20 protein-coding genes are annotated in these 20,865 nt (G+C 73.5%); 12 read left to right on the top strand and 8 right to left on the bottom strand.

Features of this window, described 5'->3' with window-relative positions; genetic code table 11:
- Positions 1–7 precede the first annotated feature (7 nt).
- The 8 genes from AB0A74_RS32625 (at position 8) to AB0A74_RS32590 (ending at position 7,676) form a co-directional block, all read left to right on the top strand.
- Complete coding sequence (locus AB0A74_RS32625; RefSeq protein ID WP_358255557.1) at positions 8–1,063, top strand: histidine kinase; 1,056 nt, start codon at positions 8–10, stop codon at positions 1,061–1,063.
- On the top strand, positions 1,056–1,712 hold the full coding sequence (locus tag AB0A74_RS32620; RefSeq protein ID WP_358255555.1) for a response regulator transcription factor: 657 nt from the start codon (positions 1,056–1,058) through the stop codon (positions 1,710–1,712). Before AB0A74_RS32625 ends, AB0A74_RS32620 begins: the two co-directional genes overlap by 8 nt.
- Positions 1,713–1,763: 51 nt before the next feature.
- The gene (locus AB0A74_RS32615; protein WP_358255553.1) at positions 1,764–2,456 is read left to right on the top strand and encodes an ATP-binding cassette domain-containing protein; all 693 of its coding nucleotides are present in this window, start codon (positions 1,764–1,766) and stop codon (positions 2,454–2,456) included.
- On the top strand, positions 2,450–3,112 hold the full coding sequence (locus tag AB0A74_RS32610; RefSeq protein WP_358255551.1) for a hypothetical protein: 663 nt from the start codon (positions 2,450–2,452) through the stop codon (positions 3,110–3,112). Before AB0A74_RS32615 ends, AB0A74_RS32610 begins: the two co-directional genes overlap by 7 nt.
- 130 nt (positions 3,113–3,242) lie before the next feature.
- Complete coding sequence (locus AB0A74_RS32605) at positions 3,243–5,516, top strand: Orn/Lys/Arg decarboxylase N-terminal domain-containing protein (RefSeq protein WP_358255549.1); 2,274 nt, start codon at positions 3,243–3,245, stop codon at positions 5,514–5,516.
- 150 nt (positions 5,517–5,666) lie between these two features.
- Positions 5,667–6,272, top strand: a complete 606-nt coding sequence (locus AB0A74_RS32600; protein ID WP_358255547.1) for an ABC transporter ATP-binding protein — start codon at positions 5,667–5,669, stop codon at positions 6,270–6,272.
- On the top strand, positions 6,269–7,015 hold the full coding sequence (locus tag AB0A74_RS32595) for a hypothetical protein (RefSeq protein WP_358255545.1): 747 nt from the start codon (positions 6,269–6,271) through the stop codon (positions 7,013–7,015). Before AB0A74_RS32600 ends, AB0A74_RS32595 begins: the two co-directional genes overlap by 4 nt.
- 196 nt (positions 7,016–7,211) lie before the next feature.
- A complete protein-coding gene (locus tag AB0A74_RS32590; protein WP_358255543.1) occupies positions 7,212–7,676 on the top strand; it encodes a nuclear transport factor 2 family protein in 465 nt (154 codons plus the stop codon).
- On the opposite strand, the gene AB0A74_RS32585 is transcribed toward AB0A74_RS32590, so the two are convergent.
- Together AB0A74_RS32585 and AB0A74_RS32580 are read right to left on the bottom strand one after the other, a co-directional pair.
- Positions 7,651–8,958: an amidase family protein gene (locus tag AB0A74_RS32585; RefSeq protein WP_358255541.1), complete on the bottom strand. Its 1,308-nt coding sequence runs from the start codon at positions 8,956–8,958 to the stop codon at positions 7,651–7,653. The genes AB0A74_RS32590 and AB0A74_RS32585 overlap by 26 nt on opposite strands.
- Before the next feature lie 29 nt (positions 8,959–8,987).
- A complete protein-coding gene (locus AB0A74_RS32580; protein ID WP_358255539.1) occupies positions 8,988–9,431 on the bottom strand; it encodes a cupin domain-containing protein in 444 nt (147 codons plus the stop codon).
- 133 nt (positions 9,432–9,564) lie between these two features.
- On the opposite strand from AB0A74_RS32580, the gene AB0A74_RS32575 reads away from it, so the two are divergent.
- Positions 9,565–10,062 carry a CAP domain-containing protein gene (locus tag AB0A74_RS32575; protein ID WP_358255537.1) on the top strand — a complete coding sequence of 166 codons (498 nt, stop codon included), beginning with the start codon at positions 9,565–9,567 and terminating at the stop codon, positions 10,060–10,062.
- 1 nt (position 10,063) lies between these two features.
- Here the strand turns inward: AB0A74_RS32575 and AB0A74_RS32570 are convergent, their stop codons facing one another.
- A complete protein-coding gene (locus tag AB0A74_RS32570) occupies positions 10,064–11,206 on the bottom strand; it encodes a hypothetical protein (protein WP_358255535.1) in 1,143 nt (380 codons plus the stop codon).
- Between the two features lie 124 nt (positions 11,207–11,330).
- Between AB0A74_RS32570 and AB0A74_RS32565 the strand changes: the two genes are divergently transcribed.
- Together AB0A74_RS32565 and AB0A74_RS32560 are read left to right on the top strand one after the other, a co-directional pair.
- Positions 11,331–12,089 (top strand): NAD(P)-binding domain-containing protein, encoded by a 759-nt coding sequence (locus AB0A74_RS32565; protein WP_358255533.1) that lies wholly within the window; start codon positions 11,331–11,333, stop codon positions 12,087–12,089.
- A gap of 139 nt (positions 12,090–12,228) precedes the next feature.
- A complete protein-coding gene (locus AB0A74_RS32560; protein WP_358255531.1) occupies positions 12,229–12,696 on the top strand; it encodes a hypothetical protein in 468 nt (155 codons plus the stop codon).
- A 10-nt stretch (positions 12,697–12,706) separates the two neighbouring features.
- On the opposite strand, the gene AB0A74_RS32555 is transcribed toward AB0A74_RS32560, so the two are convergent.
- From AB0A74_RS32555 to AB0A74_RS32545, 3 genes are all read right to left on the bottom strand, one after another.
- Positions 12,707–13,528, bottom strand: coding sequence for a DUF4253 domain-containing protein (locus AB0A74_RS32555; protein WP_358255529.1), 822 nt, complete (start codon positions 13,526–13,528; stop codon positions 12,707–12,709).
- A 36-nt stretch (positions 13,529–13,564) separates the two neighbouring features.
- Positions 13,565–14,869 (bottom strand): YncE family protein, encoded by a 1,305-nt coding sequence (locus tag AB0A74_RS32550; RefSeq protein ID WP_358255527.1) that lies wholly within the window; start codon positions 14,867–14,869, stop codon positions 13,565–13,567.
- 527 nt (positions 14,870–15,396) lie between these two features.
- The gene (locus AB0A74_RS32545; protein WP_358255525.1) at positions 15,397–16,020 is read right to left on the bottom strand and encodes a hypothetical protein; all 624 of its coding nucleotides are present in this window, start codon (positions 16,018–16,020) and stop codon (positions 15,397–15,399) included.
- A 17-nt stretch (positions 16,021–16,037) separates the two neighbouring features.
- Here AB0A74_RS32545 and AB0A74_RS32540 point away from each other — a divergent pair, with 17 nt between their 5' ends.
- Positions 16,038–16,202 carry a hypothetical protein gene (locus AB0A74_RS32540; RefSeq protein WP_358255524.1) on the top strand — a complete coding sequence of 55 codons (165 nt, stop codon included), beginning with the start codon at positions 16,038–16,040 and terminating at the stop codon, positions 16,200–16,202.
- Positions 16,203–16,221: 19 nt separating this feature from the next.
- Here the strand turns inward: AB0A74_RS32540 and AB0A74_RS32535 are convergent, their stop codons facing one another.
- Together AB0A74_RS32535 and AB0A74_RS32530 are read right to left on the bottom strand one after the other, a co-directional pair.
- The gene (locus AB0A74_RS32535) at positions 16,222–17,349 is read right to left on the bottom strand and encodes a hypothetical protein (protein WP_358255522.1); all 1,128 of its coding nucleotides are present in this window, start codon (positions 17,347–17,349) and stop codon (positions 16,222–16,224) included.
- A 76-nt stretch (positions 17,350–17,425) separates the two neighbouring features.
- The coding region (locus AB0A74_RS32530; RefSeq protein ID WP_358255520.1) for a carboxyl transferase domain-containing protein at positions 17,426–20,865 on the bottom strand (3,440 nt) is incomplete at its 5' end.

The raw sequence follows: 20,865 nt of genomic DNA, 5'->3' as shown, positions 1-20,865 counted from the left end.
TTCGGGTGTGGATCGCCTGTACCGGTCGGTGGCCGTGGACGCCGGCGTGGCCGCGTTGTGCGTGGTGGTGTTCTGGCTGCCGCTGGTCGGCCCGGTCGAGCCGGCGCTCGTGGGTGTGCTGGTGCTGGGGGTGTTGCTGCGCTCGTGGTTCCCCGTGACGGCGTTCGGGATCACGGCGGTGGCCACGATGGTGGGCGCGGTGGCGGGGGTGGCGCAGGACCCGTTCATCGCGGCGGCGTGGACGCTGTACCGGGTGGCGGCGACGCGCGGCGGGCCGGTGAAGGTCGTGTCCGCGGCGCTCGGCACGGCGGTGTTCGTGCTGGTCGCGGTCGGGACGCCGGACGGCGAGGGCGTCGCCCGGTACGTCGCGGTGAGCGTGTTGGTCACCGTGGGCGCGTGGCGGCTGGGGACGGCGGTGCGGCGTGAGCGTGAGGAAGCCCTGCGGGGCGCGCGTGCCGAGCGGGAGCAAGCCGTGCTCGCCGAGCGGCTGCGGGTCGTGCGCGAGTTGCACGACGTGGTGTCGCACTCGTTGGGGACCATCGCCGTGACCGCCGGGGTGACCGCGCACGTCGCCGGGGACGACGTCGAGCGGCTGCGTGACGGGCTCGTGCGGGTCGAGGCGACCGGGCGGCAGGCGTTGGACGAGCTGCGGACCGTGCTGGGCGCGGTGCGGGACGGGGCGGCGCGGGAGCCCGCGCCCGGCGTGGCCGACCTCGGGGCGCTGGTGGACCGGGCTCGGGCGGCCGGGGTGGACGTGCGGGCCGAGGTCTCGGTGGGGGACCTGCCGCCGACGGTCGGGTTGGCGGTGTACCGGGTGGTGCAGGAAGGGCTGACCAACGTCGTGCGGCACGCGCCGGGGGCCCGGTGCGAGGTCGCCGTCACGCGGTCGGCGGGCGGTGTGGAGGTCGTCGTGGCCGATGACGGTCCGGGGCCGGTCGGCGGGGCGGCGGGACAGGGGTTGATCGGGTTGCGGGAGCGGGTCGAGGCGTTGGGCGGGGTGTTCGCGGCCGGGCCGCGGGACGGGGGCGGGTTCGTGGTGCGGGCCGTGGTGGCGCATGGGTGAGCGGATCCGGGTGCTCGTCGCCGAGGACCAGGACGAGCTGCGGGACTCGCTGTGCGAGCTGGTGTCCGCCACCCCGGACATGGTGCTGGTGGGGCGGGCGCGCGACGGGCGGGAAGCGGTCGACGGCGCGCTGCGGTTGCGGCCGGACGTGGTCCTGATGGACATCCGGATGCCGGTGGTGGACGGTCTGGAGGCGACGCGGCTCATCCTCGACTCGGCGGCCGGCACCAGGGTCGTGGTGCTCACGACCTTCGACCTCGACGAGTACGTGTACGAGGCGCTGCGGGTGGGCGCGACCGGGTTCCTGCTCAAGAACGCCGGCGTCGCCGAGATCCTGCGCGCCCTGCGGACCGTGCACCGCGGGGACGCCCTGCTCGCGCCCGAGGTGACGCGGCGGGTGGTCGCCGAGTTCGCCGCCCGCCGCACCGGGGCGCGGGCGCGGTTCGACGCGCTGACCGCGCGGGAGCGGGAGGTGGTCGCGGCGATCGTGCGCGGGCTGTCCAACGAGGAGGTCGCGGCCGAGCTGTTCCTCAGCCGGGCGACCGTGAAGACGTACCTGAGCAGGCTGTTCGACAAGCTGGAGGTGCGCGACCGGACGCAGCTCGTCGTGCTGGCCTACGAGTCGGGGTTCGTGGCCGGCCCGCGCTGAAGTCAACCTTTGGCCGATGCGCCTCCGGGCGGCCGGGTCGAGGGTGGGCGCGTGATCGAGATCGACGACCTCACCAAGCGGCACGGCCGCCGCACCGTCCTGCACGACGTCGCCTTCACCGCGCGCCCCGGCCGGGTGACCGGGTTCCTCGGGCCCAACGGCGCGGGCAAGTCGTCCACGCTGCGCGTCCTGCTCGGCCTGGACCGCGCCGACGCCGGCGCCGCGCTGATCGGCGGCACCCCCTACCGGCGGCTGCGCCGGCCGTTGCACACCGTCGGGGCCGCCCTCGACGGCAGCGGCGCGCACCGGTCCCGCACCGGCCGCGCCCACCTGGCGTGGGTGGCGCGCAGCAACGGCATCCCGCGCACGCGGGTCGCGGAGGTGCTGGACCAAGTGGGCCTGACCGGCGCGGGCCGGGTCCGCTCCTACTCCACGGGCATGGGGCAGCGGCTGGGCATCGCGACCGCGTTGCTGGGCGACCCGGCGGTGCTCGTGCTGGACGAGCCGCTCAACGGCCTGGACCCCGAGGGCATCCGCTGGCTGCGCCGGTTCCTGCGCGCGCGGGCGGCCGAGGGGCGGACCGTGCTGCTGTCCAGCCACGTGATGGCCGAGGTCGCGGCCACCGCCGACGACCTGGTGGTGATCCACGCCGGACGGGTCGTCGCGCGCGGCACGGTGGAGCAGGTCACCGCGGGCCACGCGTCCCTGGAGGACGCGTTCTTCGCGCTGGTGGAGCCGTGCTGAACGCGGTCCGGGCCGAAGTGGTCAAGCTGGTCACCCTGCCTTCCACCTACCTGGCCGCCGGGATCGGCGTGCTCGGCACCACCGCCATCGCGTTGCTGAACGCGCGGGTCTCGCCGGACGCCGGGTTCACCGCCCTGCCCTTCGGGACGATCGGGGTGATCGTGCTCGGCGTCCTGATCGCCACCGGCGACGGACCGACCGCCGTTCTGTGCGTGCCCCGGCGCGGGGTGCTGCTGGGCGCGAAGGCCGTGGTGCTCGCCGTCGTGTCGGCGGTGCTGGCCGGGGTGACCGTGCTCGCGGCGGTGCCGCTGTCCGCGCTCGGCGGGTTGGGGTGGCGGGTGGCGGGCGTGGTCGTGTACTGGGTGTGCTCGGCGTTGATCGCGTTCGCGGTGGGGGTGCTGGCGCGCAACGCGGTCGTGCCGCTGGTGCTGTTCATCGTCAACTCGGCGCTGGTGTCGGTGACGTTCCTGCTCACCAAGGTCACGCCGCTGGCCGCCTACCTGCCGGACGTGGCCGGGGCCCAGATGTTCGCGCGGGACTACCCGGCGGAGGGGATGCTGTCCCCGGTGGTCGGCGGCGTCACGATGGTGGCGTGGGCCGTCGGGCTGGTGCTGGTGTCCGGTGTGGTGTTCGCGCGGCGGGACGTCGGCGCGTGAATGCCGAAAAATCGGGGTCCGGTCACCCGGGTGGGGACAGCGTCACGCCATCGAGTAATCGACAGCGCGGCTCGGTGGTCACGAGACTCGTCGTGGGGCAGGGGGTTCGCCCGACGGAGAAGAGTCGACGATGTCTCGCTCAACGGTGTTGGTCGCGGTGGACGGCGGTTCCGGCGGTGCGGTCGCGTTGGACCAGGTGGAGGCGCTGTGCGCCGAGCTGCGCGAGGACGGCCACGCCGTCGTCCGGGCCCACACCGCCGAGGACGCGTTGGCGTTGACGCAGAGCCGGGCCGACCTGGCGGCGGCGCTGGTGTCCTGGAACCTGGACGCGCCCGAGTCGGTGCTGCGGGCGTTGATGGGCCGGTTCACCAAGCTGCCGGTGTTCCTGGTGACCACCGCGACCTCCGTGGACGACCTGCCGCTGTGGGTGTCGGAGGCGGTGTCCGGGTACGTGTGGCTGCTGGAGGACACGCCGGACTTCATCGCGGGCCGGATCGGGGTGGCCGCCGACCGGTACCTCGACGGCGTCCTGCCGCCGTTCTTCCGGGAGCTGCGGCGGTTCGAGGACACCCACGAGTACTCGTGGCACACCCCGGCGCACGCGGGCGGCGTGGCGTTGCTCAAGTCGCCGGCCGGGCGGGCGTTCTTCGACTACTACGGCGAACGCCTGTTCCGGACCGACCTGTCGATCTCCGTGGCGGAGCTGGGGTCGCTGTTCGAGCACACCGGCCCGATCGGCGACGCCGAGCGCAACGCCGCGCGCGTGTTCGGCGCGGACCTGACCTACTTCGTGCTGCACGGCGACTCGACCGCCGACCGGATCGCCTGCCACTCCAGCATCGCGACCGACGAGCTGGTGCTGGTGGACCGCAACTGCCACAAGGCGATCTACCACGGGCTGACCCTGACCGGCGGGCGGCCGGTGTACCTGGTGCCGACGCGGAACGGGTACGGGCTCATGGGGCCGATCCCGCCGGCGGCGATGCGCGCGGACGCGGTGGCGGAGGCGGTGCGCCGCAGCCCGTTCGCGGAAGGCGCCGCCGCCGCGCAGCCGGTGTACGCCGTGATCACGAACTCGACGTACGACGGGTTGTGCTACGACGCGGTGCGGGTGGCGGAGCTGTTGGGCGAGACCGTGCCGCGCCTGCACTTGGACGAAGCCTGGTTCGCCTACGCGCGGTTCAACCCGCTCTACGCCCGGCGGTACGGCATGTCGGTCGACGCGGAGGCCCTGCCCGAGGACGTGCGCCCGACGGTGTTCTCCACCCAGTCCACCCACAAGCTGCTGGCCGCGATGTCGCAGAGTTCCATGGTGCACGTCAAGAACTCGCCGCGGTCGCCGGTGGAGCACCGGCAGTTCAACGAGACGTTCATGATGCACGCGACGACGTCCCCGCTGTACCCGATGATCGCCGGCCTGGACGTCGCCGCCGCGATGATGGACGGTCCGGGCGGGCGGTGGTTGACCGACGAGGCGATCACCGAGGCGATCCGGTTCCGGCAGGCCGTGGCGAGGCTGGGCAGGCGGATCCGCGACGCCGGCGACCGTCCCGACTGGTTCTTTGGGACGTGGCAGCCCGGGGAGGTCACCGATCCGGTGACGGGGGCCGTGCACGCCTTCGCGGACGCGCCGCTGGACCTGCTGCGCTCCCGTGCGGAGTGCTGGACGCTCGCGCCCGGCGCGGAGTGGCACGGGTTCGAGGGCATGGAGGACGGGTTCTGCCTGCTGGACCCGGTGAAGGTGACGATCACGTGCCCGGGCGTCGACGCGCTGGGCCAGGTCGGGGGGATGGGGATCCCCGCGCGGGTGCTGACGATGTACCTGGAGGCGCGTGGGATCGTGGTGGAGAAGACCGACGCGTACACGTGCCTGATCTTGTTCTCGATGGGCATCACCAAGGGCAAGTGGGGCACCCTGCTGGACGCGTTGCTGGACTTCAAGGCGCTCTACGACCGGGGTGCCGCGGTGGCGGAGGTGCTGCCGGAGCTGGTGCGCCAGTACCCGGACCGGTACGCCGGGTTGTCGTTGCCCGCGTTGTGCGAGCAGATGCACACGCAGTTGAGCAAGAGCGAGTTGACGGCGTTGCTGGACGAGGCGTTCACCCACCCGACGCCGGCGGTCGCCACTCCGGCGCAGGCCTACCAGCGGTTGATCCGGGGCGGGACGGAGTCGGTGCGACTGGCCGGGATCGCCGGGCGCACGGTGGCGACGATGGTGGTCACGACGCCGCCGGGGATCCCGGTGTTGATGCCGGGGGAGAGCGCCGGGGAGGCGGAGGGGCCGGTGTTGCGGTACCTGCGGGCCCTGGAGGGGTTCGACCGCGAGTTCCCCGGGTTCCCGAGCGAGACCCACGGCGTCCACCGCGACACCTCGGGCTCGTACTGGATCTCCTGCCTGCTCTGACGCTCCACCCGGACCCCGCCACTCACGGCCGGCCTGCCCGCGCCCCACACCACAGAAGCGGTTCGCCCGCAAGGGGAGGATCGCTGAAAAGGGTGACGGGTGGCTTGGGCTAGCGTGGCCGAAAGAGTGCGCGTGCGGTGGGGAGAGTCGATGTTGGCCGTGACCGGGGTCCGGAAGTCCTACGGGAAGCGGTCGGTGTTGCGCGGGGTGGACCTGGCTGTCGGGGGTGGTGAGGTCGTCGGGGTGGTCGGGGAGAACGGGGCCGGCAAGACCACCCTCCTGCGGATCCTCTGTGGACAGTTGCGGGCCGACGCCGGGTCCGTCGAGCTGTCCGGGCGGCTCGGGTACTGCCCGCAGAACCCCGTGCTCAACAACGACCTCACCGTCGACCAGCACCTCCGCTACTTCCAGATCGCCTACCGGCTGCCGCACCTGCGGCGGGCCGACGAGCTGATCGAGCAGCTCGGCTTCGGCGACTACCGGGGCGCGGCGGTCAAGGACCTGAGCGGCGGGACGCGGCAGAAGGTCAACCTGGTGCTGGCGTTGATGCACGACCCGGCCGTGGTGCTGCTCGACGAGCCCTACCAGGGGTTCGACTGGGAGACCTACCTGCGGTTCTGGGACATCGCGGCGGCGTTGCGGGAGGCGGGGCGGGCGGTGTTGGTGATCTCGCACCTCGCCTACGACAGCGTTCGGCTGGACACGATGCACCGGCTGCGCGACGGCGTCCTGACCCACGCGGTGGCGGTCGCGTGACCTCCTACGGCGTGGCGGCCCGCTTCACCCTGTTCGTGCTGGCCCGCAACCGGTTGGCGATGGTCTTCCTGGTCGCCCTGATCCCGGTGGGCATCGCGCTGGCGCACAACGTGGTCAGCCACGACGTGCTGCCGTTCCACCACGGCAGCACGGGCTCGGTGCTGCTGGGCGGCGGCGAGAAGATCACCATGATCAGCTGCGTGCTCAACGCGTCGTGCCAGCTCATCGGGTTCGCGATGTTCTCCTCGGCCAAGCACGCGGAGGACTTCGACCTGCGGCTCACCGCCGCCGGCTACCCGCGCGGGGCGCTGTTGCTGGCCAAGCTCACCTCGCTCACGGCCTTCGCCGCCGTGGTCGCCGCCTACGCCGCCGCGTGGATGCGCTGGTTCTGGCCGATGGAACAACCGCTGTCGATGTTCGTGGCGGTCTTCCTGGCCAACCTGGTCTACGGGGCGATGGGGCTGTTCCTGGCGCTGTTCCTGCCCGGTCAGCTCGAAGGCATGTTCACCATCATCACCATCACGATCACCGACCTGCTCCTGCAGAACCCGCTGATCAACCGGTCACCCGACGGCGGGCTGGTGGAGGCGCTGCCCGCCTACGGCGCGATGCAGATCGGGATCGGGGCGGGCTTCACGCAGTCGATCCCGACCTCGGCGGTCGCGGTGAGCCTCCTGTGGACGGGCTTGTTCGGGGTGGTCGCGTTCGCGGCGTTCTTCAAGCGCACGCTGGGTGTCCGTTAGAACCAACGCGAGCAGGTTGCGAATCCTGTCCGTGCCGACCACGTGCGCTCGCGCGAGTCCCGGGACCGCGCCGAGGGCGACCGGATCAGCGCGGCGTCGGAGAAGTTGCAGGGTCGGTGCAGGTTGTTCGCTTCCAGTCCGGATGCGGGGGCTGTGATCCTTCCTGGCGCAGTCACCTGGACGTGAGGAGCGCGCAGTGGGGTCGCGGAACAAGCGGATCGCCGTCGTCGTGGCGGCGGTGGTGGCGGTCGGGCTGGTCGGCGGGGGTGTGGCGTTGGTGGTGAGCGACCACCTGCGGGCAGTGGTGTCCGACGCCGTCACGCCGTTGCCGTCGGGCACCGCGACGGAGCTGGACCCGGCGGCGCGCCGGTACGTGGACGCCGTCGCGGCCGGGGACCTGGACGGGCTGGTGGACTCGTTCGCGCCGGAGGCCGTCATCGTGGACGTCGGCCGGGAGATCCGGGGGCACGACGCGATCCGCCACTGGGCCGACACCGAGGTCATCGGCGGCCGGTTGACCGTGCTGGAGAGCACCGCCAGACCGGGCGGGGTCACCATGCTGGTCCGGTTCGAACCCGGCGGCACGGGCGGGTTCCGCGCCCGCTACAGCTTCGACGTGCGGGACGGCGTGATCGTCAAGGCCGACCTCCAGTACGCGTGAGGGCGTCCTGCACGGCCTCGGCGACGCCCAACAGGCGCGGGTCGCCGAACGGTCGTCCCTCCAGGCACACGCCCACCGGCAACCCGTCCCGGGTGACGCCCGCCGGCACGGACACCATCGGCACACCGGCCACCGTGCCGGGACCGGTGTTGCGGGTGACGGTCGCGAACGTCGGCACGGCCCGCCCGTTGAGGGTGAGCGACTCGTCCGCGCCGAGCACCGGGGCCGTGACCGGGGTCGTCGGGCCCAGCACGACGTCCACCCGCCCGAACACGTCGAGGTAGGTCCGGCGCAGCCGCCAGCGGGCGGTTCGGGCGCGTTCGTAGGTCTCCGGCGGCAGGGGGTCGGCGACCATGCCCTCGATCAGCGCCCGGACACCCGGTGAGGCGATCCGCTCCGGCCACCGCTCGGGCGGCAGCGGCACGCGGCGGGCGAGCAGGCGCGGCGCTTCGAACCGCACGATCTCCATGCCCGGACCGCCGGCGACGGCGAGGTCGTCGGCGAGGTCCACGGCCACGACGACCGCGCCGCACCGCTCCAGGACGGCCACCGCCGCCCGCACGACCCGCTCCACCTCGGGGTCCACGTCCGCGAAACGACTGCGCGGCAAGCCGATGCGCAGGCCCTCGACCGACACCGCGGCGGAGTCCGCCGACCCGGTCACGACCTCGTCCACCACCCGCACGTCCCGCACGGTCCGGGCGAGCACGCCGACCGTGTCGCGCGTGGTGGACAGGTTCACCACCCCGTCACCCGGGTACCGGCCGGTCGTCGGCCGGAAGCCGACCACGCCGCAGAACGCCGCCGGGATCGTGACCGACCCGCCCGTGTCGGTGCCCAGCGCGAACGGCACGACCCCGAGCGCCACGCCCACCGCGGCGCCACCGCTGGACCCGCCGGCGGACCGGGTCGGGTCCACGGGGTTGCGCACCGGGCCGAACGCCCGGTTGTCGCTGGTGATCCCGAACGCCAGCTCGTGCAGGTTGGTCTTGCCGGCCACGACCGCGCCCGCGTCCACCAGCGCGCCGACGACCGACGCGTCCACGGCGGCGGGCGTATCGCCGAGCAGCGGGCTGCCGGCCGTCGTCGGCACGCCCCGCACGTCCACGTTGTCCTTGACGGAGAACGGGATCCCGCTCAACGGGCCGTCGCCGGCCGGGCGGTCGCGGGTGACCGTGATCCAGTCGCCGTGCGCGGACGCCTCGGCCCGGTCGAGGGTCGCGGCGCGCCGGCGGGCGCGTTCGGCCGGCGGGAACGCCAACCAGTCGGCCAGGGAGACCACAGCCCACCTCCTGTCGGCAACGTACCCGGTCAGGCCGAGGTCGTGTCGAACCCGGCGCGCAGGGCGGTCAGCTCCCCGGCCGTCGGCTCGTGGCCCGCGGCGACCATCCGCGACACCTCGCGGAAGTAGTCCTCGTAACCGGCCGGCGTGAGGATCATCAGGCACCGCGCCGGCTCGCCGCCCGCGTTGCGGAACCCGTGCGCGGACCCGCGCGGCACCGCCACCGCGCCGCCCGCGCCCACGACCAGGTCCGAGCCGCCCACGTCGAAGGTGATCTCGCCGTCGAGCACGACGAAGTCCTCCTCGTGCGAGTGGTGCACGTGTGGCGCGGCGCCCAGCGCGCCCGCGTCCAGCCGCATCTCCACCACCGCCAGCCGCCCGCCGGTGTCCGAGCCGGACAGCGTGATCCGGTACGCGCCGCCGATGGCGGGCAGTTCCTCGACGTCCTCGGGACGCCGGACCCCCAGTGTCATGCCGTCAGCCTACGGTCCACCCCGTCGTGTTCGGCCGGCAAACCTTGAGCACACGACCCGGTGAACGTGCCCGCGTGCCGTTCCGCCGCCGATCCGGCGGGTAACCGACCGGCACAGCGGAGGAGTGAACATCATGAAGCGCAACGGTTTCTTCGCCCGCGGCAAGGAGCGGGCAATGGTGGCCGTCGCCGCCGCGGCGGTCCTCGGCGCGGTGACGGCGCAGCAGAGCGACGCGCAGCCGGCGAACCGGGTGTCCGCCGCCGACCGGGTCGTGGAACTGGTCAACGCCGAGCGCGCCGCCGCCGGGTGCGGCGCGGTGAAGGTGGACGCGCGGGCGCAGTCCGCCGCGCAGGCCCACGCCGACGACATGGCCGCCCGCGACTACTACGACCACGTCAGCCCCGACGGCCGTGACGCCGGCGACCGGCTGGACGCGGCCGGCTACCCGTGGCGGCGGGTCGCCGAGAACATCCACCGGGGACCGGCGTCACCCGAGGAGGCCATGAGGGACTGGCTGCACAGCCCGGCCCACCGCGCCAACATCCTCAACTGCGAGCTGGTGGACCTGGGTGTCGGCGTGAACTCCGGCGGCACCGGGCCGTACTGGGTGCAGGTGTTCGCCGCCCCGTGACTCAGCAGACGCTCTGACTCGTGTTGACCAGGGTGTTGTTGCGGAACACGGTGTTGGCGCCGCACGGGCTCTCGCGGATCGACGAGTTCGTGACGGTCAGGTTCTGGATGAAGATGTCGGAGTTGTTCGGGAACTCCGAGCGCGCGGCCAGGCGGATCTCGCCGCCGCCGTAGACCGACCCGCTCTGGGTCGCGATGGTGACGTTGTGGCAGTTCTCCACCAGGATGGCGTTGTTGCCGGTGTTGGCCAGGTCGATCCGGTCGATGGCCAGGCCGCCGCTTTCCGACACGCAGAACACGCCACGTCCGCCGCCGCGCGCCTTCACCAGTCCCACCCGGATGTTGGTGGGGTAGCTGTCCCCGACGCGGCCGTTGCGGTTGGCGACCCGGAAGGCCGCGTAACCGGTGCCGGTGCCCGCGTTCTCGGCGTCGACCGTGCCGATGGTGGCGTTGATGGTGTTGTTGAGCAGCAGACCGGAGTCCCGGGTGTTGCGGGCGGTCACGGTGCCGATGGTCAGGCCGTCCACGCCGTAGGTCTCGACGCCGTGGGTGCCGGTGCCCGAGACGTACACGTTGTCGATGCGGATGTTGCGGCTGCGGACGCTCGTGTTGCCCAGGTTGTCGATGCGGATGCCCAGGCCCGAGGACAGGCGCATGTCGATCTGGCCGAGCACCACGTTGGTGACGTTGCGCAGGAAGATGCCGTAGAGCGGGGTTCCGGTGAGGCGCAGGTGCTGCACCTCGACGTCGGTGGTGCCGCGCGAGTAGACCGGGGCCTGGTCGCCGGAGCCCGAGCCGGTGACGTTGATCGTGCCGCACACGTCCAGCGCGGTGTGGCTGGGCAGGGAGATCCGCGCGCCGGCGCTGATCGTGCCGCCCTGCCAGACCACGACGCGTTCCTTCCACGTCCGGCCGGTGGTGAGGCTGCCGATCGCGGCTTGCACGGCCGAACGCATGTCCGACCCCGTGTAGACGACCGAGGCGCCGCGCCGTGCGGTCCACGTGCCGCCGTTGGCGTAGGCCTCGGCGTGCCAGGTTCCGGCTCCGCAGTCGGCCATCGCCCCCGGTGGGTCGGCGGTGGCCGGTGGGGCGAGGACCAGACCGGCCCCGAGTACTGCCGCGACCGCCCAGGCGGTGTGCCTCATCGCACGTCCTTCCGGATTGGGAGCGCTCCCAGCTCACCGTAGCGATGGTTTTCGGCGCGGTTCAAGCGGCTGTTGGCGGGTACGGTGCGATCACTGGGGTCCGGGGCGGCGAGGAGGCAGGTCGGTGTACGGGTTCGTGGGCGCGGGCGCGTTGACGGCGGCGATCGTGGAGGGGCTGAGCGACGGGGTCGCCGAGCCGCCCGCGGTGTTCCTGTCGCCGCGCAGCCGCGCCGTCGGGCTCGACCTGGCCGGGCGGTTCCCGAACGTGCGGGTGTGCGCGAGCAACCAGGAGGTCTTGGACCGGGCGGCGGTGGTGGTGCTGGCCGTGCGGCCCCAGGTCGGCGCGGAGGTCGTGCGGGAGTTGGCGTTCCGGCCGGAGCACGTCGTGGTCAGCGCGCTGGCCGGGGTGCCGCTGGCGCGGCTGCGGGAGTGGATCGCGCCGGCCACCGGGGTCGTGCGCACGATCCCGCTGCCCGCGGCGGCCCGCCGGCAGAGCCTGACCGCGCTGTACCCGGACCACCCGGTGGCGCGCGAGCTGCTCGAACGGGTGGGCGGCGTGGTCGTGCCGGGGGAGGAGGCCACCCTGGAGGCGTTCAGCGCGGCCACCGCGACGTTCGCGGCGCACCTGGACTACCTGGCGACGGTCGCCGACTGGCTTTCGGCGCAGGGCGTCGAGCCCGAGGACGCCACCGCCTACATCACGCACATCTTCGGGCAGCTCGGGCAGTCGCTGGGGCGCGCGACGTCGCTGACCGCGTTGACCGAGGAGCACATGACCCCCGGCGGGCTCAACGAACAGGTGCTCGGGGACCTGCGCCGCGACGGCGTGCCGGACCTGGTCCGCGCGGCCCTCGACCGGGTGTTGGCCCGCCTGCGCGGCTGAGCGGGCGCCTGTCACGCGGTCGCGTCACATCGGCCACTCGTTCAGGTGGTCGCTGTTTTCCCGCCGTTTTCCGGTTCGGGGCGAGGGCATCCCGCCTCTGGCGTGGCCACCGGGGCCGCGGGAGACGGGAGGAACAGTGATGCGTGTCGGCGTGTTCGGGCGAGCGGTGGTCGCTGCCGGGTTGGTCGTGGGGAGCTGCGTGGCGGTCACACCCGTCGCGGGGGCGATCGGGCCGATGACACCGGACGGTCCCGGCGTGTTCAAGGCGGTGATCGACGAGAAGGTCACCAAGGAGGCGGACGGGTACGCGTTCACCGGCACGGTGGCCTGCCCGGAGCAGGAGTCGCCGGTCGACTTCACCAAGGTGCTGTTGGTCGTGCGGCAGGAGAACGCCGTGGCGCAGGCCGAGGGCGACAAGGTCGAGTGCGAGGGTCAGCAGGGCCGGGCCGCCGGGGACGGCAAGTGGAAGGTGCTGGTCAAGGGCGAGCAGCAGCACTCGGCGCTGGACACCGGCGGGATGAAGCCGGGCAAGGCCGAGGCTTATGTGCTGATCGTCCAGGGCACGACGTTCGAGATGGGCCGGGGCTCGGTGACGCTGCCGGAGTGAGCCGCGCGCCTCAGTCCCACCAGAACGCCCACGAGTGGTCGCCGACCAGGCGTTCGGCGTACGCCGACAGCGGTGTGACGCCCTGCCAGACGTTGTCCGGGCAGAACGCGAAGTGCTCGGCGGCGACGGCCAGCGCCTGGTCCCGCGTCGTGGGCGGGGCGGCGACGCTGAGCAGGAGCGTGGCGAAGCCGACGCCGACGACCCGGGCGCCGAACCGGTCCTCCCAACCGCGCAGGACCGCGGCGATCTCGGCGGTGTCGTCGGTGTAGTTGGCCGGGCCGAACCAGCCGGCGACGGCGAGCGCGTCGGCGCCGCGCTCGGCGGCCACCAGGCCCAGGCGCATCGAGCGGTGGTCGGCCAGCAGGTGCGCGGCCAGGCCGTCGGCGATGCGGTCCGGGTCGCCGCCGGTGGTCGGGGTGGGCGCGAGGCCGGGCCAGGCGCGACCGTACGGCGTGGTCTCCGGGTCCGGGTTGTCGGTGTGGTCGGTCCACCACGCCGCGAGCAGCGCGGCCGGGTCGTGCGCGGCCGGGTCGGACATCCCGCCCGGCGTGACCTCGCCGGAGCCCCACGGCCGGTACTCGGGGTCGTTGTCGTCCAGCGCGTCCAGCAGCAGCGGCCACAGGCCCGACCCGGCGTGCTCGGCGCGCAGCCGGGACCACAGGCCCTCGGGGGCGGGGGCGTCGCTCAGCCAGAACGCGGGGCGGTCGCCGTCCTCCTCCGCCGAGGACACCGCCCGGCCCGGCGGCAGCGGGACCGACAGGGACCGCCCGGCGGCGTCGGCGGGGTCGGCGAACAGCGCCCGCAGGTCCGGGGGCAGCGGCTCAGACGTCATGATCGGGATGGTAGGCGGTGGGTACGACAATCCGGCTCATCTGCGGGTGATCGCGCCGTGGCTCGTCGCGGGGCCGTGGGTCGTGTCGCCGCCGTAGGCCGCCGTGTAGCCGTCCAGGAGCGTGTTGACGCCGACGTTGAAGGGGACCCGGGCGTCGCAGGTCGCGGTGCCGGCGGCGTTGGTGGTCGCCGTGCACAGCGGGGTGCCCTTGACGGTGCGGAAGTCGATCGTGCGGCCGGGGACGGGGCGTCCGGTGTGGGCCTCGGTGAGGGTGGCGGTGACACCGGTGACCGTGAGGCCGCCGCGCGCGACGATCACCGCGGTGCCGGCGGCGAGCCGCGTCCGGGCGGGCGGGACGGCGTGGATCGCGATGCCGACCGGGTTGACGCCGACGGCGATCGTGGCCTCCACGGTCAGGGACGACGTGTCCACGATGGACAGCGTGTCGCCCAGGAAGTTGGTGACGTAGGCCTTGCCGCCGTCGGGGGTGAGGGCGACGCTGATCGGCCGGTCGCCGACCCGGACGGTGGCCGCGCGGGACCGGGTGGTCAGGTCGAGGACGGACAGGTCGTCGCCCTCGCTGTTGGTGACGAACGCGCGGGCCCCGTCCGGGGAGATCGCGACGCCGTGCGGGGTGAAGCCGACCGGGACGGTGCCGGTGACGGTGTTGCTCGACGTGTCGACCAGCGCCACGTTGTCGGAGAACTTGTTGACCACGACCAGGGTCGCGCCGTCGGGGGTGACGGCGAGGGCGGTCGGCGTGTTGCCGGTGGGGAACTCGGCGATCTCGGTGTGGGTGGCGGTGTCCACGACGGACACCGTGCCGGGGCCGGGGACGTCGTGGGCGACGTAGAGCAGGCGGCCGTCCGGGGTGAGGGCGACGCCGTCGGCGTTGGGGCCCACGGGGATGGTGGCCACGGCGGTGAGGGTGGCGGCGTCCACGACGGAGACCGTGCCGCCGCGGTAGTTGGAAACGTACACGTGCCCGCCGCTGGGGGAGACGACGACGCCGGCGGGCCCGTCGCCGACCGGCACGGCGGCGTCGACGGTGCCGGTGGGGGTGTCGATGACGGTGAGCGTGTCGTCGCGGACGTTGGTCACGTAACCGCGTCCGCCGTCGAACGCCACGCCCACGCCGTAGGGGGAGTCGCCCCGGTCGTCGACGAGCGCGGTGGTGAGCGCGTTGGTCGCGGTGTCCAGGACGGACACCCCGCCGCCGTTGTTGGCCACGTAGGCCAGGACGCGGGTGGTCTGCGCCCCGGCCGGGGTCACCACGAGCGCGCAGGCGCCCAGGGCGACGGCGGCACAGGCGGTGCCGATCTTGCGAACCCGTCCGGTCACGCCGACCTCCAAAGCCGAGGGTTACCCGCCCCATCGCGAGGGCCGCGGCGTTCGTTAGCCCGCGCGGGAGGGGAAACTGCGCTGCGATCGGGCGATTACCGTGCGTCCGGTCGGCTGCTGCGGCGTTTGCAGGCGGTGCGGTCCAAGGCCGGTGGGCGTCCGCCGGCCCGGCCCTTGCGTTTGCGGTTGGCCTGTTGGTCGCGGCGTTCCGGGATGGTGGCCGGGATGCCGCGTTCGCGCAGGTGCGCGCGGATGGCTTTGGCCCTGGTCCGCGATGACGCGGCTCGGTCCGGTCGCCGGGCGGCCTGGACCTGGTCGTCGGAACGCGATGCCGGCCACGACCCTGGAGTCCACCGAGACCTCGCGGTCCAACTCGTCGACCGCCTCGGCGATCACTCGCACCTTCCCGACCAGCGTGGTGAGGGTGCCGTTGCGCGACCAGCGTCAGAACCGGTCGTGGACCGTCTTCCGCGGCTCGTACCGTTCCGGCAGGTCACGCCACGCCACACCCGCTTTGAGGACAGGCCCTAGTCGGGGATGGCGACGGCGATCTCGTCACCGAGGCGCGCGCCCCGGGTGAGGGCGAGTTCGTCGCCGCTCCAGAAGCGGCCCGGGTCGTACCAGTTCGGTTTGCGGTCGGCGGGCAGGAGGCCCATCGCCTGGTAGGTGACGGCGACGACCTCGGCGCAGTAGGCGGTCTCCAGCGCGGCGGTGTGGTGGCGGCCCAGCGGGAGCCGGCCGTGCAGCCAGCGGGTGGCCAGGCGGGCGGTCGAGGGGAAGGGTGTGCCGTCGAGGCGGGCGATGGTGCGCAGGACGGCGTCCTCCATGTCGCGGGTGACGTCGTGGTCGAGTTGGCGCAACCAGGCCCGCTGCCCGTACTTGCGCGCCCACGTGACCACGGCTTCGCGCAGGTCGTGCAGCTGGGCGCCGCGCTGCTGCCTCCCCGACCACAGGTCGGGCAGGGACCGGCCGAGTTCGGCGTGCCACATCAGCGGCGGGAGGTCGTCGAGCACCACGGACATGCCGACGTGGTTGACCGGGCTGTTGGTCAACGCCTGGATGGCCCGGTCGGCCGCGCTCCGGCCGCGGAACACCCACAGGTCGCCGGTGCGCGTCGTGTCGAGAGCTTCGTCCAGGGAGATGCCCGCCACGGCAGTAGCCTAGGGGCATGCGCTGGTGGAAGCTCCTCGGGTTGGCGGCGTTCGTGGGCGTGGCGGCCACCGGGGTGGCCGTGGCCCGGGCGGAACGCCGTCGGCGGGCCTACACACCCGAGGAGGTCCGGGAACGGCTGCACGCCCGGCTCGCCGAGGCCGAACGCGGTTCCGGGGCCTGACGCACCGGAGTAGGACGGCTCACAGACGCCCCGCGGGCAGGCGGCCGTCGTTCATCGCCGCCACCTGGTCGTCGCTGAACGGCGCGCTCTGCAGGGTGGCCCGTTCGGCGTGGCAGCGGAACATGTCCGCGATGTAGTGCATGCGGTCCGGCAGGTCCGACCAGTCCCTGGCCGCCGTGTCGCGCAGCGAGTCCGGCGTCGGGTCCACCCGGCTGAGCAGGTCCAGCAGGTCCGGGTCGGACAGCTCCACCAGCAGCGGTGGGAACGGAGCGGCCAGGTCGGTGCTCAGGTCCAGCAACTCGTCGGGCAGGGCCAACGTCATCAGGTGGCGCGTGACGGTCTGACGGGCCAGGGTGCGGGCCTCGTCGGCCAGGCGGTCGGTCGCGGCCCGCAGCGCCGAGCGGCGGCCCAGCAGGGTCAGCGCCACCCGGCGCAGCCACTTCGTGAAGCGGTTGCCGGGCAGGAGGAGGTCCAGCAGGCGGCGGTGCAGCTCGGCCGGGTCGATGACCGGGGCCTCCAGGGCCGCCCGGATCTCCGGTTGCAGGCGGGTCTGCTCGTGCAGGCCGACTTCCAGGTTGGCCAGCAGGAGCAGTTCCGCGCGCCGCTTGGGGTCGGTGGTCGTCGTGGCCCGGTGGTAGCGGGTGAAGGCGCGGGCGAGGTGGTGCCGGCCCTCCGGCGGCTCACCGGGGCGCAGCGCGGCCACGAAGTCCGCCACCGGGCCGGTGAAGGCCAGGTAGCGGGCGAACTCGTGGGCGATCTCCTCGAACACCTTGAGGTTGCCGCGCGCGGCGGCGTCGCTCACCTCGTCCAGGCGGGCGGTCATCAGGACCGCTCGCCGCGCCAGGTCCGCCACGGTGTCGAAGGGCAGCGGCGCGACCCGGCGCAGGGCGTCGACCAGGGTCTTGACCACGTCCGGGTCGGCCAGGTGTTCCAGGGCCCGCGCCAGGTCCTCCCGGCGGATGGTCCGGCCCACCTGCTTGGACGCCCAGACCGCGAAGGTGCACCAGTTCGCCGAACCGCCCGTGCGGTCGGCCAGCGCCCGCGACAGGCGGTGGTAGCAGTGGGTGATCCGCAGGTTGCGCAGCACGGGGTCTTGGACAGCCGTGATGGCTTCGACCTCGCTGGTGCCGGGTGCTTCGACGTCCACACCCCGTCATCGTCGCGACGGGGTGGAATGTGACGCGGCCCGGCCCCGGGACCGGGTCCGGGCCGCGTCGGACGCGTCACCGCGTGAGGCCCCGTTCGACGGCCTCGATGATCTGCCGGCGCAGCTCGCCCGCGGGCACGATGGCGTCCACCGAGCCGACCTCCACCGCGCGCCGGATGCTGTGCACGCGGTCGAACTCGGCGGCCACCTCGGCCAGCTTCTCCGCGCGCACCGAGGTCCGGGTGCCGGCCAGCTCGGCGGTCAGCGCCGCGCGTTCCGCGCCGGTGGACTCCGCGACCCGGGCCTCCAGCTTGCGCACCCGCGGGTCGTTGGCCGTGCGGCCGTCCACGTCCCGGGAGAAGACCACGGCCGCCGCCGGCGCGCCGCCGATGACCGAGGCGAACGAGCCCTCGACGGCCAGGACCGTCATGTTCGGGTTGAGCGCCTTGGAGAACACCACGAACGCGCCGCCGTGGTACCGGGAGATCACGCAGAACACGATCGGGCCGCGGAAGTTCACGATCGCCCGGCCGATCTCCGCGCCGTACTCCAGCTGCAGCTCGCGCATCGACTCCGGCGAGCCGTCGAAGCCCGACAGGTTCGCCAGCACCACCAGCGGCCGGTTGCCGCTGGCCGCGTTGATCGCCCGCGCCGCCTTCTTCGACGACTTCGGGAACAGCGTGCCCGCCGTGTACGAGTCGGGGCCGTCGGTGGGCGGGAACCCGTGCCGCGGCACCGCCCGCGACTCGATGCCCAGCAGGCACACCGGGATGCCGCCCAGGTGGACGTCCTGCACGACCGCGGTGTCCGCGTCGGCCATGCCGCGCCACCGCTCCAGCACCGGGTGGTCCTGGTCGGACAGCGCCCGCATCACCGTGCGGATGTCGAACGGCTTCTTGCGGTCCGGATTGGCCTCGGCGGAGAAGATCTCGCCCACCGTGGTGAACGGGCTGTCCGGCGAGCTGTGTGGGTACGCGCGCACGTCGCGCTCCACCGGGTCGGTGGTCGGCGCGCGGCGCGGGCCGTCCTCGCCCGGCGCGATGAAGCTGTGCTCGTAGTGCGCCATGAGCACGTCCCGCGCGGCCCGCAGGTCCGGCGCCCAGTACTGCGCCTGGCCGTTGGGCCCCATCACGCGGTCGTGGCCGCCGATGCCGAAGTTGTCCTCGGCCGACACGCCGCCGGAGAAGTCCAGCGACTGCTTGCCGGTCAGCACCATCGCCGAGTCCGGCGTCATCACCAGGATGCCCTTGGTGTGCATGAGCATCGTGGCCTCGGCGTTCCAGTACGGCTGGGCGCCGACGTTGATGCCCGCGACCACGACGTTGATCTCGCCACCCGCCTGGGTGAACTCGACGATCCGCTTGAGCGCCGCCGCGACCCAGTCCATGTTCTCCGTGCCCGAGGACATGGAGATCCGCGCGCCGGCCGACAGCGCGAACCACTCGACCGGCACCTCCAGCCGCTCGGCCAGGTCGAGGGCCTCGATGACCCGCGCGCACTCCGGCTCGGACAGCGCGCCCAGCGCCTTGGTCGGGTCGCCCAGCAGCACCACCCGGGTCATGCCCTCGGGGTGCTTGGCGGTGGGCGTGGTGACCGTGCCCAGCACGATCGCGGCCGTGTTGCGCCCGCGCGGCCGGTCCACGGCGACCAGGCGCCCGTCGACCAGGTCGTACTCGGTGAACGACCCGTCGGGGCCGGTGAGCACGTCGATCAGCTCGTACGGGTAGACCGTGCCCCGGCTGCGCGCCCGCAGCACGTTCTGGCGGTAGTCGTCCAGCGGCCGGACCGGCTCGGTCGGCGGCTTGACCAGCGTCAGCCGCACGCCCGCGCCCGCGTCGTCGCCGATGCGCACGGCGATGTCGACCAGCTTCCCGGTCTCGTCCCGGCGGCGGGCCAGGAACAGCACCTCCTCCAGGTCCAGCCCGGTGGTGGTGGGCAGCACGCGCTGCGCGACCGCGTGCAGGTCCTCGGAGTGCAGGTCGGTCGGCGGCCACGCGTAGAGCACGATCCGGTTGGTGGCGGGCCGGTGGCCGCCACCGTGGCGGCTGCGGGCGCGGCGGATGGCGTCCAGGCAGGCGGCCAGGACGTCCTCGGCGGCGGGCAGGGCCGCGATCCGGCCGTCGTCGTCGCGCAGCGGCGTCAGGTCGCGGACCTGGGCCAGCGCCACCAGCCGCTCGTCGGACGGGTTGTCCTTGGCCACGCACTGGTAGAGGTAGACCTCCTCGTCCAGCGACGGCAGGCGGGTGAGGTCGAAGTCGCGCAGCCGGTCGAGCTGCATCCGCTCGGCGATGCGCGGGTGCAGGCCCCGCACCAGCCGTTCCTCGGCCAGGCCGTGCAGCGACGGGCGGAAGGTGAAGTGGTGGTGCATCAGCTCGTCGCGCCGGCCCGCCACGGTGGTGGTGATGCGGTCCAACGCGGTCGGCAGCGGCTGGGCGGTCAGCGCCTCGCGCAGCCGGGCGGCCATCTCCTCGTGGTCGGCCGGGCCGTCCGGCCAGGTCACGTAGAGGTCGGCGACCAGCGGCTGGTCGGCGGCCAGTTCGGCCAGCGCGCGCACGGCCCCGGGCAGCGCCGCGAAGTCCACGGCGGTGCTGACCACGCGGGTGCCGCGGTTCTCGGCGGCGACGAACACGCAGTCCCCGACCCGCTTGGGGCGGATCGCGGTGAGCGCGTCGTTGCCGTAGTACCGGCGGGCCAGCACCTCCAGCAGCGGGGCGTGGTCGACGCCGGGGCGGCCGATGCGCTGGCCCAGCAGCCGCACCAGCGGCTCGGGGCTCGCGACCATGACCGCGATCCGCTCGGCGCGGTCGGCGGCGTCGGGGTGCCGGTCGAGGTGGATCAGGTGCTTGCGCACCTCCGAGTGCACGCGGGCGCGGGAGCGGCGCAGCATCGGCTGGGCGAACCAGCGGAACACCACGCCGCGCGCCAGGTCCGACAGCGCCGGGAACCGCACCTGCGTGGCGGCGACCAGGTGCTCCAGGGCCAGGCCGACGGTGACCCGGTCGTCCTCCGCGGGCGGGGCCTCGGTCAGCCACTGCCGCAGCAGGGCCGCGATGACGTTCGCGTCGGCGGCGGCGCGCTGTTGGGCCAGGAAGATGCGGAAGACCGCCTCCTCCAGCGCGGGCGTGCGCTCCAGCTCGGTGACGCCGTAGTTGGCCAGCGCCGTGGACAGCCTGCGGCGGAACGTGGCCGACACGCCGGCCCGGTCCGGTTCGAGGCTGCGCAGGTAGGTGTGGAAGTACTCGCGCGGGCTGTGCACGCGGTTGTCCGGCTGCTCCTCGCCGACCGGCTTGTTGCGGCTGAGCTCGGACAGGTCGGCGAACAGCCGCAGCAGCCCGGCCTCGGCGGTCAGCGGCCGTTCGGCGAGCGCGGCGCGCCTGTCCAGGTAGGCGGCGGCCAGCCGGTCCGCGCCACCGGGTTCGGTGTCGTAGCCCAGCAGCAGGTCGCGCAGCTCCCGGCGCAGGTCGTCGGCCGTGGTGTCGGCGGACGCGGCGGGCAGGTCCAGCTCGACGGCCGGGC

It is taken from the genome of Saccharothrix sp. NPDC042600, assembly GCF_040647305.1.
In the GTDB taxonomy this organism is placed as follows: domain Bacteria; phylum Actinomycetota; class Actinomycetes; order Mycobacteriales; family Pseudonocardiaceae; genus Actinosynnema; species Actinosynnema mutabilis.
The sequence above is the reverse complement of the archived record's forward strand: the minus strand, read 5'-3'. Positions and strand labels throughout refer to the sequence as shown.

Excerpts from the sequence above, each read along its gene's own strand:
- AB0A74_RS32570 (WP_358255535.1), bottom strand. The coding sequence starts at position 11,206 with ATGAGGCACACCGCCTGGGCGGTCGCGGCAGTACTCGGGGCCGGTCTG.
- AB0A74_RS32560 (WP_358255531.1), top strand. The coding sequence starts at position 12,229 with ATGCGTGTCGGCGTGTTCGGGCGAGCGGTGGTCGCTGCCGGGTTGGTC.
- AB0A74_RS32555 (WP_358255529.1), bottom strand. The coding sequence starts at position 13,528 with ATGACGTCTGAGCCGCTGCCCCCGGACCTGCGGGCGCTGTTCGCCGAC.
- AB0A74_RS32605 (WP_358255549.1), top strand. The coding sequence starts at position 3,243 with ATGTCTCGCTCAACGGTGTTGGTCGCGGTGGACGGCGGTTCCGGCGGT.
- AB0A74_RS32580 (WP_358255539.1), bottom strand. The coding sequence starts at position 9,431 with ATGACACTGGGGGTCCGGCGTCCCGAGGACGTCGAGGAACTGCCCGCC.
- AB0A74_RS32620 (WP_358255555.1), top strand. The coding sequence starts at position 1,056 with ATGGGTGAGCGGATCCGGGTGCTCGTCGCCGAGGACCAGGACGAGCTG.
- AB0A74_RS32540 (WP_358255524.1), top strand. The coding sequence starts at position 16,038 with ATGCGCTGGTGGAAGCTCCTCGGGTTGGCGGCGTTCGTGGGCGTGGCG.
- AB0A74_RS32600 (WP_358255547.1), top strand. The coding sequence starts at position 5,667 with ATGTTGGCCGTGACCGGGGTCCGGAAGTCCTACGGGAAGCGGTCGGTG.
- AB0A74_RS32575 (WP_358255537.1), top strand. The coding sequence starts at position 9,565 with ATGAAGCGCAACGGTTTCTTCGCCCGCGGCAAGGAGCGGGCAATGGTG.